The 13983-nt window shown below is 48.3% G+C and carries 14 protein-coding genes; 3 read left to right on the forward strand and 11 right to left on the reverse strand.

Features of this window, described 5'->3' with window-relative positions; translation table 11 throughout:
- Window positions 1-70 precede the first annotated feature (70 nt).
- Window positions 71-1177 carry a Gfo/Idh/MocA family protein gene (locus KXU80_RS14190; protein WP_219833925.1) on the reverse strand — a complete coding sequence of 369 codons (1107 nt, stop codon included), beginning with the start codon at window positions 1175-1177 and terminating at the stop codon, window positions 71-73.
- A 249-nt stretch (window positions 1178-1426) separates the two neighbouring features.
- On the opposite strand from KXU80_RS14190, the gene KXU80_RS14195 reads away from it, so the two are divergent.
- A complete protein-coding gene (locus KXU80_RS14195; RefSeq protein WP_219833926.1) occupies window positions 1427-1858 on the forward strand; it encodes a VanZ family protein in 432 nt (143 codons plus the stop codon).
- Between the two features lie 266 nt (window positions 1859-2124).
- Here KXU80_RS14195 and KXU80_RS14200 read toward each other — a convergent pair whose 3' ends face one another.
- Entirely contained in the window at window positions 2125-3555 is a 1431-nt protein-coding gene (locus tag KXU80_RS14200; protein WP_219833927.1) for an O-antigen ligase family protein, read from the reverse strand.
- A gap of 885 nt (window positions 3556-4440) precedes the next feature.
- Between KXU80_RS14200 and KXU80_RS14205 the strand changes: the two genes are divergently transcribed.
- Complete coding sequence (locus tag KXU80_RS14205) at window positions 4441-5667, forward strand: MFS transporter (RefSeq protein ID WP_219833928.1); 1227 nt, start codon at window positions 4441-4443, stop codon at window positions 5665-5667.
- 360 nt (window positions 5668-6027) lie between these two features.
- On the opposite strand, the gene KXU80_RS14210 is transcribed toward KXU80_RS14205, so the two are convergent.
- A complete protein-coding gene (locus KXU80_RS14210) occupies window positions 6028-6315 on the reverse strand; it encodes a hypothetical protein (protein ID WP_219833929.1) in 288 nt (95 codons plus the stop codon).
- A 377-nt stretch (window positions 6316-6692) separates the two neighbouring features.
- Between KXU80_RS14210 and KXU80_RS14215 the strand changes: the two genes are divergently transcribed.
- Entirely contained in the window at window positions 6693-7667 is a 975-nt protein-coding gene (locus KXU80_RS14215) for a tRNA dihydrouridine synthase (protein ID WP_219833930.1), read from the forward strand.
- 157 nt (window positions 7668-7824) lie between these two features.
- Here the strand turns inward: KXU80_RS14215 and groL are convergent, their stop codons facing one another.
- From groL to KXU80_RS14255, 8 genes are all read right to left on the reverse strand, one after another.
- A complete protein-coding gene (groL, locus tag KXU80_RS14220; RefSeq protein WP_219833932.1) occupies window positions 7825-9462 on the reverse strand; it encodes a chaperonin GroEL in 1638 nt (545 codons plus the stop codon).
- Window positions 9463-9539: 77 nt separating this feature from the next.
- On the reverse strand, window positions 9540-9821 hold the full coding sequence (gene groES, locus KXU80_RS14225) for a co-chaperone GroES (protein WP_161743217.1): 282 nt from the start codon (window positions 9819-9821) through the stop codon (window positions 9540-9542).
- Between the two features lie 199 nt (window positions 9822-10020).
- On the reverse strand, window positions 10021-10761 hold the full coding sequence (tatC, locus tag KXU80_RS14230) for a twin-arginine translocase subunit TatC (protein WP_219839046.1): 741 nt from the start codon (window positions 10759-10761) through the stop codon (window positions 10021-10023).
- Window positions 10762-10912: 151 nt separating this feature from the next.
- Entirely contained in the window at window positions 10913-11146 is a 234-nt protein-coding gene (locus tag KXU80_RS14235) for a twin-arginine translocase TatA/TatE family subunit (protein ID WP_219833933.1), read from the reverse strand.
- Window positions 11147-11254: 108 nt separating this feature from the next.
- Entirely contained in the window at window positions 11255-12286 is a 1032-nt protein-coding gene (locus tag KXU80_RS14240) for a molybdopterin-binding protein (RefSeq protein ID WP_219833934.1), read from the reverse strand.
- On the reverse strand, window positions 12283-12777 hold the full coding sequence (locus tag KXU80_RS14245; protein ID WP_219833935.1) for a MogA/MoaB family molybdenum cofactor biosynthesis protein: 495 nt from the start codon (window positions 12775-12777) through the stop codon (window positions 12283-12285). Before KXU80_RS14245 ends, KXU80_RS14240 begins: the two co-directional genes overlap by 4 nt.
- 56 nt (window positions 12778-12833) lie before the next feature.
- A complete protein-coding gene (gene moaC / locus KXU80_RS14250) occupies window positions 12834-13310 on the reverse strand; it encodes a cyclic pyranopterin monophosphate synthase MoaC (RefSeq protein ID WP_219833936.1) in 477 nt (158 codons plus the stop codon).
- On the reverse strand, window positions 13291-13929 hold the full coding sequence (locus KXU80_RS14255; protein ID WP_219833937.1) for a 5-formyltetrahydrofolate cyclo-ligase: 639 nt from the start codon (window positions 13927-13929) through the stop codon (window positions 13291-13293). Before KXU80_RS14255 ends, moaC begins: the two co-directional genes overlap by 20 nt.
- Window positions 13930-13983: the final 54 nt, after the last annotated feature.

Genomic DNA, 13983 nt, shown 5'->3' on the forward strand with positions numbered 1-13983 from the left:
ATTTCGTATAGTGGGGTGGGGATACACGGGAGCGGCTGAATGCTTTATTCCCCGTCATCCGACGGTGAACTTAATCCAACATCCCGTACTTCAGTCCCAGCGGCAAGGCGGCGGGTTGCTCGCAGCGGGCTTCGACGGCTATGCGGCGCTGCTCCTTGGAGGAATCCAGAATGCCCATTTGGATATCTAATACATGTCTGGCCAGCCCGCCGCTTGCGCGGTGCTGTCTGCCGGAACGAATGGCATGGGCCATATCGGCAATGCCGATTCCTCTGCTGTTCTGCGCAAAATCATGCGAATACGGGAAGGTATGCGTCTCTCCGTTCCGCTGCTGTATCCTAGGCGCGCCGTCGAACATATTCGGATCCGGCACATGCAAAATGCCTTCCGTTCCGTAGATTTCGAGACGCGGCGTGTAACCGAAGCTCTCTTTGGCCGCTTGCAGGCTCGCGGTGACGCCATTCTCGAACTCAAGCATGGCCGTCACATGCATTGGCGCGCCGATCGGAACGGTTTCCCCGAAACGCGGCGAGCGCGGATTTGTTACCGTGTGCTCGCTTTTTACTTGTCCGGCCGAGCCGCTAACGCTGCTCACCGGTCCGAGCAGATGAATGAAAGCGGTTAAGTAATAAGGCGTCATATCAAGCAGCGGATCCCATCCGAGCTGCAGATAGTGATGGAAGTTCGGATGCATCGCATCGTAAGCGTTTCCCATAAGGATCAAGCCGCTTGCGGCATAGGGCGTTCCAATCCAGCCGTCATCGATGATTTTCCGGCTGGTTTGCAGGCCAGCCCCCAAGAAGGTATCCGGCGCGACACCGACACGAAGCCCTTTCTGCTCAGCCAAAGCCAGTACGCGGTCCGCATCCTCACGGCTGAGCGCGAACGGCTTCTCGGCGTAGACATGCTTTTCTGCGTTCAGAATCTGCAGATTCACTTCCGTGTGCGCTTGAGGCGCCGTTAAATTCACGACGATCTCAATTTCGGGATCGGCCAATAATTCCTCGACCGTGCAAGCCTTAGGAATGCCGTATTCCGCTGCCCGCTGCCTCGCCATGTCCGGAATCAGATCCGCGACAGCCGCGACTTCAAGCATGCCAAACGTCTTCGTACCGTTCTCTAGATAAATGCTGCTGATTACGCCGCATCCGATGATGCCGATTTTCGTCTTCTGCATGCCACTCACCTTTCCATACGTTCTCGTATTAACAATTCATCCTACGCTTGCCTAATCCTTCTCTATTTGAAAATTCGGACTTTTGTCCGACTTCTTCCCGGCTCCAGCACAAAAGACCCGCGTTCGCGGGTCTTTTGCCTGCAGCTCTTTCTATGTGCTCTATCCCGAGCAGAAGTTTTGAAAATTTCTCTTTTGTGATGCTTGAAAATATGATACATTTTGTATTATTTGCAAAGTGAAGGTGCCTTTATGTTGAAATGGGGAATTGCAATTGCATGGGCGGTATTACTAGCCATTCTTACCTGTACGGACAGCTTGCGGCAGCTTTATTTTACCCATGACATACACTTTGACTGGAATCCTAGCCCCGATTACGGTGCCTTATGGAGCTGGTCGGATATCAATCTTATCCATAAATATTGGATAGTGATTAAATTTGGGCATTTTACCGGATTCCTAATCATGGAAGCGCTGCTGTATCAGCTGATCCGAAACGGACGTGTATCAGCTTGCATTGCTGCCGGATTCGCCGTGTTGACCGAAATTTTGCAATTGTACTTCTACCGCGATGGCCGCGTGTACGACATTCTCATTGATACAGCGGGTATCATGACCTTCTACTACGTGAAGAGAGCCTCGTCCTTCTTAAAGCTCGGCGCCAGCACGTCTACCAGGAGATAACTTTCACGTTTCGAGAATAGAAAATCTATTTATTATCAAATTATACATATTTGGTAATAATCCTCTTTTTTTTTTAAAAATTTCAGTTTTTTCCTCGTTCTGCTTAAAGTGGTAAGCGCTTGATACGTACTATCATTCTCTTCTAGTAAACACTAAAAAACCGCCATGCGTTCATGAAGGTTGGAGGCAGTTCTTATTGTAAAACCTAACCAAATATATAAAACAACACGCGCCGATTGAAACCGGCGCGCACTGACAGTATTGCTTCAGATCCTTTCGTTCGATACGTGCTGCATTTGGATAAAGCAAAACAGCATGATACTCATAGATGATGTTCCGAACAGAAAGGGGTTGAATTGGGCTGCAACGAACAAACTAATTAACAAATATACAATAGCTACTGTGTTTCTTCGGTTATTGGAGTAACTTCGATACAATACATACAGGACAAATAGAAAGAAGCCCGCCCACACAAGTAAGCCCAGCACCCCAACGTTCATAAGTAAAGACGGGAGCAGCATTTCATATAAATATGGTGTTTGAGTACCGCTGCGCAAATAATGATCCGCATAGCTGCCGTAACCAAAACCGAACCAAGGGCTCTTCTTCCACTTAGCAAGCAACTTCGTGGTTTGCGTCACCCGGGTTAAGTTTGCTCGCTTCGTGACATCGAGTTCATCAGCAATTCTGATTCCACGGTTTTGTTGTGAAACATCTATACCCTTCTTATTGACGAAGGACCTCTGAGAGCCTTCCTGAACTGAAAAGAAGCTGTTTACTCTTGCGAAAATATAGTTATGAAATAAAACACTATTTAAAACAAGGGTTGTTAGAATGACTAGAGTCAAGCAAGCTAGGATGGGGCGCCAATAAGACAGAAACCGTCTCCTATTTACCAGACAAAAGAGGAGAATAAATACCATACCGATCGCGAAGCCCAACCATAAAGATTTGGTCAGCGTTGTCAGCAGAGCAGTAAAACCAATTAAAAAGAAGACTGCCATCTTCCAATTCAGTTTATGTATGATGAAATAATAAAACATGGCAAGTAGGAATATCGAGTTCGGGTAAATGATTCTCACGAAATGCTTGGGATTCATTTCAGTATAGATAACGGCAGGAGGCACGGAGTGCCCCATACTGATGGTATCGAATAGATCAAAAAAGTTCAGCGCAAATTTCCAATTTCCGGATATCTCCTCGCCAATGTACAAGAAGATGTGTAAGGCGGCTAAACCCAACAGATTCCACTTTATCAAGCGATGGCTTTTCACCCAAGAGATGTAACCTAGCCGTATAAGCAGAATAAGTGGGAAATATAGAAGGAGTACACTAAACGCAATCGTTTGTTTTATTGCCATCGTAATACCGTAGCCGGAAAGGCTTGGCACGATGAATACCCATATCGCGTTAAGAGCCAAGAAGGCGGCAACCGCTATATCAATGGGCTTAACCAACTTCAGCATGCCAGCGGCCGAACTCTTCTTGGTAGCAACCGCGTAGAAAATCATTACCACAAGAATTACAAAGAAAGCCCCATAGAGCACCATCCGTATAGGAATGTCACCTATTAACAGCAGCCTGCCATTAAATCCAAGTATAACGTCAAACAAAAATAAACTGGAAATGAAAAAAAATAATGCAGAAATAATGGATTGAAACGGAATTGCACGATTGTAAACTAAGCTTCTTTCCATAAGGGGCAAGACCTCAACTTGATGTATTTGCTTAGTTCGGGATATCGCAAATCGCAGTTCGCTTACCTGAAGTACAGCATAGGACTATTCTACCAAGGAAAATTAACCCTTGTCTAGAAAATTTATCAGATTTGATATGCCAATAGTCTTGCATTAGGCATACTTGACCAATTTTCACGTATAGCCATTGCTTCGGTGTTACTATCATCCGTCTCTAAAAAAAACAAAAGCCTCCGAAGACGGAGGCTTGCTATAATAGACTTGTACAACACAACTTGAGTGGCGCATCCCTCTGAAGGGAGGTGATGCGTATGGCGACCTATTCTTTTGAAGATATCATGCTGTTTGCCATGTTTGTTCTGGCGCTGCTGACCTTCTTAAAAAAGAAATAGCCCCACTCCTGTTGATCGCACGTGAGGGGCCATTCTTTCCTTGACATCTCGAGGGATTCGACCACTCAAGAAAGGTTGTGCAGGAGGCGGCCGCGAACCGCCTCTTTTGTTATTGTATCCATTATAACGCAGCTCAGTACGATTTAAAACATGCGCTTTCTATATTTTCGTTTCTTGTACGCCGCATGACAGCTGATTTCTGTATGTACAAACAGCTCTCCTCTTCCGTTTCGTTTCGGAGAGGTCTCTTCGCTTATTGTAATTCGTATTGGCGTTCACACTATTTACAATCGGCCATACCGTATGTAATAATACATTCATCTAATTAGACTAATGTCAAATCAATTGATCCTTTACAGCATAATCGACTACGTACCAATAAAGCAAGAAGATGCAGGCAGTTAACGCTTAGTTTAACTGCCTCTTCTTTTGACACCGAATTAGATATATGTCTAATTAGTAATTCGTATTCGAACCTAAGGGGGGCGTTTTAATGAATAATGTACTTGTTTTCAAACAGGAAAAGCAGTATAGGCGCTTATTTTGGGCAGGACTTATCAATGGAATCGGAGATCGATTCAGTCAAGTTGCAGTACTCAGTTTGTTATTATCGCTTACCGGTTCAGGTGTGGCGATTGGAATTACCTTTGCTGTTAGGCTAGTCCCTTACTTCATATTCGGTCCATTGGGAGGCATGTTGGCCGATCGCTTTTCAAAAAAAAGCATCATGATCCTAGCTGATCTACTCCGTATTCTATTTGCCTTATTACCTTTGTTAGTACGAGAGGCTTCTGATGTTTGGATTATTTATGCGAGTTCATTTCTATTATCAGCGGGAGAAGCATTTTATGCGCCGGCAAGAATGTCTGCTATTCCGCAAATCGTCCAAAAGGGAAGCTTATTACATGTAAACGGACTTGAGGAAGCCATGCTCGGGATCGTGTTAATCGGTGGTTCCCTTACTGGAAGCATGGTCGCTTCAACTGTGGGGGTCCATGCAACGTTTGTAATGAACGCTGTCTCATTTCTATTGTCAGCCATTCTTCTTGCTCGAATAACGATTCCAAGGCAAAGCATGGCTGATAATTTAAAACAATCGCCCAGTACATCCCCCTGGAAAGGCATGCGTGAGTTTCGAAAATTGATGTCGGGGTCTGCTTTCATTCGAGCCATGATCATCGTGTTCGTCCTATGGCCCATTGGTGATGGGATCTTTAACATTCTTATTAGCGTGTATGCCGTAGAGGTATTTAAGATGGGGGATATCGGTATAGGGATCCTATATGGGGCTCTTGGATTGGGACTTGTATTGGGTTCAGGAATTATAGGTAAATTTTCAACGAGTATGAAGGTTACTGCAATTTCTGCATTGTTACTGGAGGGGATTTTGAATATCATCATCAGCCAATCCAGCTATTTTATTATGGTTGTCCTATTCTTGACCCTAACAGCAAGCTGCGCTGCAATCGGGAACGCCTGTAATAGAACAATTCTGATGAACGAAATTCCTTCCCACTTTCAAGGTCAATTTTTTGGCATGCTAGCTACGCTGCAAAATACGATATTAGGTATCTCTATGTTTGTATCCGGTTTTCTGTTGGAAGTAATTACACCAAGGACATTAGGCTTTTCAGGTGGAATTCTATTCTCTTTCGTCGGGGTAGGGTTTGCATTTGTATGCTACAAAACCCTTCAGAACAAAGGTGCACAGCACTTATAGCAAACGTCGTGTAATTCAGTTGATCCGTCGGCGGTGCAGGCACGTCAAAATCAGCGCCTGTAATCGTACGTGCGTATGATCGTCGACCCCACGAACGCTTCCAAAATAATGCCGCTATACACGACGGGATCGGTCGGCAGTTCGCCTCGAGCCACTTGCATGGCTGATGCTTCCCTCAGCAGATTTGCTGGGGATTAGGATGGTAACGGTCGCTGTAAATTGAACACGGATCACGTCGACCGGCTGGACAACGTTCAAGCCGACCTGACCGAATGGCTGAGAATCGGATAAAGTAAACAAAAACAGGTCCCCGAGAGGACCTGTTCTATGCTTGCTTGCACCATCGCTATGAAAAGGGTATTAATACGTGCTATCCGAAATCGCCGAACCGATCGCAGCGAAGATAAAGAGCGCGATGATTGCATATAGAACGCCAACAATCAGAATAAGGAGCAGGCTGGCACGGCTATAATTGCGAAGGTTTTGATTCGCGCCGCCGCCAAAAGCCCATACGAGCAACAAAATAAGGTTGACAATCGGAATCATGAGAAGAAGCAACGTTCCGAGCCAAGATTTAACGCTCTTTACTTCTGTGCCGTTTAGTACTACGGGTACTTGCGAGAACTGTGACTGTGTTGGTGTTTGCAAAAACGAACACTCCCCTAAATATATATTTATAGTATAAAGGCTTATGCCCTAACTATCGAACTCCGTCTATGACATATTAAAACATTCAACAATTTTATACTTCTAACGTATATTCCATCCTAATTTATTCCAAACCGATGGGAACCTTATAAATTTAACATAATTAGTTTTCTTTAACAAAGATTATTTTATTGTTAATTGACATCGCTTTATCTGGGTCATCGACTGGACCCGCCGACGTCGACCTCGAGTCGCTGTCTATCGCTCGCACAGTTGATTCTGTGCATCAAACGAAAAAAAATGATACTATGGATGATGGATAAAGGACTTTGCTATAGCTTTTATCGTTTTTATATATTGCAACAAGAGGAGATCATATGAGTAACGAACAAAATTTTTGGCTTGATTTGCCAAAGCCGTTTTTTATATTAGCACCAATGGAAGATGTCACAGATGTTGTATTTCGTCACGTCGTTAGTACAGCTGCAAAGCCCGACGTGTTTTTCACAGAATTCACAAGTACAGATAGTTATTGTAACCCTGCAGGAATACACAGTACGCGTGGCCGGTTAACGTTCACAGAAGATGAGCAACCGATCGTCGCTCATCTTTGGGGCAATAAACCTGCATTTTTTGAACAGATGAGTAGGGATATGAAAAAACTTGGTTTTCGTGGTATCGATATAAACATGGGATGCCCTGTACAAAACGTCGCATCCAATGGAAAAGGGGCTGGATTAATACAACATCCTGAAGTTGCGGCCGAAATTATTCGTGCAGCAAAAACAGGGGGATTGCCGGTTAGTGTTAAAACAAGATTGGGTTACTTTGAAATTGACGAGTGGCGCGATTGGTTAGGACATATATTGAAACAAGATATAGCGAATCTTTCCATTCACCTTCGTACAAAAAAAGAGATGAGTAAAGTAGATGCACACTGGGAACTCATCCCTGAAATAAAAAAATTACGCGATGAAATTGCACCAAATACGTTGTTAACCATTAATGGAGATATTCCTGACCGCGCAACAGGATTGAAATTAGTAGAGCAATACGGCGTTGATGGTGTCATGATTGGCCGCGGCATTTTCACCAATCCTTTTGCTTTTGAAAAAGAACCTAAAGAACATGGCGCGAAGGACTTTCTCCATTTACTGCTTTTACAGTTGGATCTTCACGAAAAATATTCCAAGGAAAACGAACCACGTCCATTTAAACCCCTTCTTCGCTTTTTCAAAATCTATGTTCGAGGTTTTAGAGGCGCAGGCGAGCTAAGAAACCAATTAATGGATACCACGTCAATAGATGAAGTACGTCGTTTAGTAAAACCTGTCTTAGAAGAATTAGAATGAATATCGACCTGTGCATGATTAAAAAGACTTGCTGTGAAAAAACAAGAGACCTCTCAAAAGTTCAATGAACTCTTGAAAGGTCTCTCATTTTTGCACGATGTGGTCATGCAGTGTTTCTTCTTAAGGAAACACTTGATGCTATAAGCTTTTCAGCCTATTACATCATGCCGCCCATTCCGCCCATGCCACCCATGCCGCCCATATCAGGCATGCCTGGTTTGTCTTTTTCTGGTTTGTCAGCTACTACAGCCTCAGTTGTCAGGAACATCGCTGCAACAGAAGCTGCGTTTTGCAATGCGGAACGCGTAACTTTCGCAGGGTCAACGATACCAGCGTCGAACATGTTCACCCAGTCGTTAGTCGCTGCGTTATAACCGATGCCGATTGCTTCTTTTTTCAGACGCTCAACGATTACGGAGCCTTCTTGACCCGCGTTAGCCGCGATTGTGCGAACAGGCTCTTCCAACGCGCGAAGCACGATGTTTACACCCGTTTTCTCATCGCCTGCTGCAGTTACAGCCGCTACTGCGCTGTATACGTTCACGAGTGCAGTACCGCCACCGGAAACGATACCTTCTTCCACAGCTGCGCGCGTGGAGTTCAGAGCATCTTCGATGCGGAGCTTGCGCTCTTTCAGTTCAGTTTCAGTCGCTGCGCCGACTTTGATAACCGCTACGCCGCCAGCCAATTTAGCCAGACGCTCTTGCAGTTTCTCGCGGTCGAAGTCGGAAGTCGTTTCTTCCAGCTGCGCACGGATTTGGTTGATGCGAACGTCGATATCTTGCTTCACGCCAGCACCGTCAACAACGATTGTGTTTTCTTTCGTAACGCGGATTTGACGCGCGGAACCGAGTTGATCCACAGTTGTCGCTTTCAGCTCAAGGCCGAGCTCTTCTGTGATCACTTGGCCGCCTGTCAGAGCAGCGATATCACCAAGCATCGATTTGCGGCGGTCGCCGAAGCCAGGAGCTTTAACTGCCACGCAAGTGAACGTACCGCGCAGACGGTTAACGAGCAATGTTGCCAATGCTTCGCCTTCCACATCTTCTGCGATGATCAGCAATTGTTTGCCGGATTGAACCACTTTCTCCAGAACCGGAAGAATCTCTTGGATGTTCGAGATTTTCTTGTCGGTGATCAGGATGTACGGGTTGTCAAGAACGGCTTCCATTTTGTCCGTGTCCGTAATCATGTACGGGGAAAGGTAGCCGCGGTCAAATTGCATACCTTCAACCACTTCCAGCTCCGTAACGAAGCCTTTGGATTCCTCAACCGTGATAACGCCGTCGTTGCCGACTTTCTCCATCGCTTCCGCGATCAGTTGGCCGACTTCTTCGTCAGCAGACGAAATCGCAGCAACTTGCGCGATCGATTGTTTGCCTTCGATTGGTTTTGCGATTGCTTTCAGCTCTTCGACAGCAGCGCGAACGGCTTTCTCGATCCCTTTACGGATAACCATTGGGTTAGCGCCTGCAGTTACGTTTTTCAAGCCTTCGCGAATCATCGCTTGCGCAAGAACGGTAGCTGTAGTTGTACCGTCACCGGCAACATCGTTTGTTTTGGTTGCTACTTCTTTAACTAGCTGTGCACCCATGTTCTCGAATGCGTCTTCCAGCTCGATTTCTTTCGCGATAGACACGCCATCGTTCGTGATCAGCGGGCTTCCGAATTTTTTCTCAAGAACCACGTTGCGGCCTTTAGGACCCAGTGTAACTTTAACAGCGTTAGCAAGTGCATCTACACCGCGCAGCATTGCGCGACGAGCGTCTTCGCCGAATTTAATTTCTTTCGCCATCGTTGATAACCTCCTGAATATTGATTTAGTTTAGGTACAAAAGCTTAACCATGTATGTGGAGCCAAAGCGCTGCGGCTTAGCCCAAGATCGCGTGGATGTCGCTTTCTTTCATAATCAAAAGCTCTTTGCCTTCGTATTTCACTTCAGTGCCTGCATATTTGGAGAACAATACGCGGTCGCCTTCTTTAACTTCAAGCGCAATGCGCACGCCGTCCTTAACCGCACCGCTGCCTACTGCGATTACTTTGCCTTCTTGCGGCTTTTCTTTCGCTGTGTCTGGCAGCAAAATGCCGCTTGCAGTCGTTTCTTCTTTCGCGATTGGTTCGATCAATACGCGTTCACCCAAAGGTCTGATCATGAAAATAGCCTCCTTTAAATAGTGGTGCTGCAATTTCGTTAGCACTCAATCACCTCAAGTGCTAATAACCATTTTTAATAATACCGATTTCCCAGCCGAATTTCAAGTCCTTGGTCATCGATTTCATAGGAATTTTACATGTCCGTCTCTAAGGCCGTTTTACGCGCAAAGAAAAAAGCCGGCTGTTCGCCGACTTTGCTTACGTTCCATATTCTTCTTCCCATGCCTGATCGGCCCGAAGCTGTTTTCTATAGACGACACTTGAGAGAATGACGCTGATTTCATAAAGTAAAATGAGCGGCACCGCCACGAGGGAATCCGAGATGAAATCCGGCGGCGTGACGACGATTCCAACAATAATGAGGATAAAATACGCCAGCTTCCGCATCTTCTTCAGACGCGCAGGATTCAGAATCCGAAGCTTCGTCAGAAACATAATGACGATTGGCAGCTCGAAGAGCAGGGAAATCGGAATGACGATATTGAACAGAAACGAGAAGTATTGAATGACGCCGTACGTTTCGACAAGGTTCAAATGCTTCGCAACATCCGTCGTGAAATTAAACGCCATCGGAAACACAACGTAGTAAGAGAAAGCCAGCCCAACCAGAAACATGAAGAGCACGAAGGGAACGAACAGCAGCGCCGCCTTCTGCTCCTTGACACCGAGTGCAGGCTTAACAAACGCCCACAGCTGGTAAGCCGTGACCGGAAGTGCAAATATCAGTGCGATCACAAGTGCAAATTTCATGTACATGCCGATTCCGTCCCACAAGGAAAAGGCATTCAGCTTCATCCCCTTGACCGGCTCTTGCGTAATCAAGTAATTGTACACCGGATCCGCGAACCAGAGACCGATGATCATGCCGATAACGAGCACGACCAGGATAATGATGATGCGCTTGCGCAATTCGCCGATATGATCGAACACCGTCATCATTTGATCACCGCGAATAGACTCCTTGGAGCCCGGTGCATCGTGTTCAGCCACGCCTGTCCTCACCTCTCTTCCCGTGCATATCCTCTACCGCCACAATGCAGCTCATGCTGCACGCTTACGGCCCTGTAAAATTGAAAAAAGCGGGCCCCACTTACTCTGGGAGCCGCTTGTTGTCGCCTTGATCTTCCGAACGGTTGACCTCAACCCGCTTTGCTTCCTTACGATCCCGGTCTTCGTCCTCCATGATGTCCTTCGCGCCTGCCTTGAATTCCTTCAGCGTGCGTCCGAATGCACGGCCAAGCTCAGGCAGCTTGTTAGGTCCGAATAACAGCAGCGCGACCAGCGCGATCAGCAGAAAACCTGTAACGCCGATTCCACTAAACATAATTCATCCTCCTTCGTCAATTGAGCTTCCCTATCGCGAAAAATCTGCCGGAGCAGAAGAGTTCAGCCTATCTTTTGTATTTCAGCGCTGTTCCCGTCACTCGTCGATTCAGCGAGTGATCAAACCGCCGTAACCCATAGCTACAATATCCGCTCTCGTAATGGTCTCGCCTGCGAGCACGCGGGGCAGCAGCACATTGAACGACGTATGCGGATCATGCATCACGCAGCCCGGCAATCCCATAATGGGCGTTCCGCCCAGATACCCCATTAGAAGCATGGAGCCTGGCAGCATCGGCGTTCCGTAGCTGACAATCTCGGCACCTGCATCTGCGATCGCAGCAGGCGTACGATCATCGGGATCTACAGACATTCCCCCAGTTACCACTATCATATCATAGGACTGATCGCGCAAATAGTGTATTTCCTTGACAATTGTTTGTCGCTCGTCCGGCGAGAAGCGCTGTTCCGCCACCTCTGATCCAAGCGCTTCCACGATCCGTCTCACAGCCGGCCCGAATTTATCTTCGATCCGGCCGGAGAATACCTCGCCGCCTGTCGTCAGCAGGCCGATTCTGAATTTACGGAGCGGCTTCAGACTGAGCGGGCCCCGGCCTTCATGCTTCGACCTATAGTCGCTGACGAGCTTCTCCACGGCAATCACCTTGTCCTCCGGCACGACAAGCGGAATGACGCGCGTGGCAGCAAGCTGTCCGCCGGGCATAACGACGGCATGCGTCTGCAGCGTCGCCAAAGCAATTTCGCCCAGCTCGTTAATGGCGTGAACGATCGACGGATCAATTACAGCCAGCGCAGGAACATCGAGCCCGGATTTCACAGCGACCTTGCCCTCATGCGGCTCTGACAGCAGAAGGCCGTCATCAGCAAGTGCCTCTGCCATTCGCTTCGCAGCATCGTCTTCGTGCAGCTCATCCTCGCCAAGCTCCAAAATATAAATATGCTCCTTGCCGATATCAAGGAGCTTCGGAATATCGCTTTCCACGATAACGTGGCCTTTCTTGAACAGCCTTCCTTTAAACGTACCCGGAAGGATCTGCGTTAAATCATGTGCCAGCACAAGGCCAACTGCTTCCTGTACCGGCACTTCCTTGAACACGGTTCCCAGCTTCGAATCTTTCATTCCGCATGCTCTCCTGTCCGGCCGGATAAAATGTTGAGCGCGTGCGGCAGCTGGTCCATAATCGCCATCAGATTCTCATGAACGCCCTTGGGACTTCCCGGCAAATTGATAATGAGCGAGCGTCCGCGAATGCCGCAAATGCCGCGGGACAGCATGGCCTTGCGCGTTCGCTGCATGGCGCCCATGCGCATCGCTTCGGCAAGGCCCGGCACGAGGCGGTCGATAACCTTCAGCGTCGCCTCCGGCGTCAAATCGCGGGGGGCCAGTCCCGTTCCGCCTGTCGTTATGACGAGATCGGCTTGATAATAGTCCGTCATTTCAATAAGAGCCGCCATAATTTCGTCCTGTTCGTCAGGTACAATCCGATAATCGACAATTTCACCGCTGAGTTCCTCCTCAACCAGCTCACGGATAACTTGAGCGCTCGTATCTTCACGCTCGCCGCGCGAGCCTTTGTCACTGGCCGTCAATAGCGCCACTTTCCACCGCATGCGCTTCTCCCCCGATCACATCTATTATGAAAGATTGGTCTCGTACAGCATGAAATTTAAATGCCATTAACGGAATAATCGCCGTTCTTCCCGCCGCTCTTGGCTGTCAGGAGCGTAGGGCCGATGATCATGTCCTTCTGCAGCGCCTTGCACATATCGTACACCGTCAACGCCGCCGCGGATACAGCCGTCAGTGCTTCCATCTCTACGCCGGTCTTGCCCGTCGTCTTGACGGTTCCTTCTATGTAAAGTTCATTCTTTCCATTATCGCCGAAAACCAGATTAATCCCGGTCAGCGGAAGCGGATGGCACATCGGAATCCAGTTCGACGTATTCTTCGCCGCCATGATGCCGGCCACCTGCGCGACGGCAAGCACATCGCCTTTGCCGATCGTTCCGGCCTTGATGCGGGCAAGCGTTTCTTCCGCCATCGTTACGGTCGTCCGCGCTACTGCGATGCGTGCCGTTATTTCCTTATCCGACACGTCCACCATGCGCGCCCGGCCTTGATCGTTAAAATGCGTCAGATCCATGCTGCACGCCTCCTCTGTATCCTTCTTCCGTAATAACCGCATGCATACGAGCGTCATGCTCGTCCATCGGTACCGCTGCAACCGCCTGTGTCTCGAAGCCGAGACCGATCCAGTGCGGCATTGCGCGCCCCGACTCGCCGGCAAGCCGCTTCAGCCGGTCATGAAACCGGTCGTAATAGCCGCCGCCGTAGCCGAGTCTTCCCCCATGCCGATCGAAAGCCAGCCCCGGCACAAAGACGACATCCGGAATAAAAGCAGGCGGACAACGTTCAGCCGATTCAGGATGCGGTTCCCGGATGCCGTACGCACCGGGGGAGAGCTCATCCCATGCCCGAACGACATGCAGCGTCATGGAGCGGTCGCTTCGGATGCAGCGCGGCATAATTACCGTCACTCCCGTTCGCCAGCACCATTCGATGAGCAGCGTTGTATCCAGCTCAGAGCGAAACGGCACATAGGCCATGACGCTGCGAATCGGCGAATCGCCTTGTTCCCGAATCCAGTCAACAGCCTTCTGGCAGGCCGTGTCGGACCATGCCATCCTGAAGTGCTCCGGCAGGCCGTCACGCTTCCTGATCGCAGCATGCCGCGCCGTCGTCTTCTCTTCCGACAGATTCATCCCATTCCCCGCTTTACCGCTTGATTGCCCCGATGCCAGTTCCGCTTGTAGTTG

The sequence above is a fragment of the Paenibacillus sp. R14(2021) genome (assembly GCF_019431355.1).
In the GTDB taxonomy this organism is placed as follows: Bacteria; Bacillota; Bacilli; order Paenibacillales; family Paenibacillaceae; genus Paenibacillus_Z.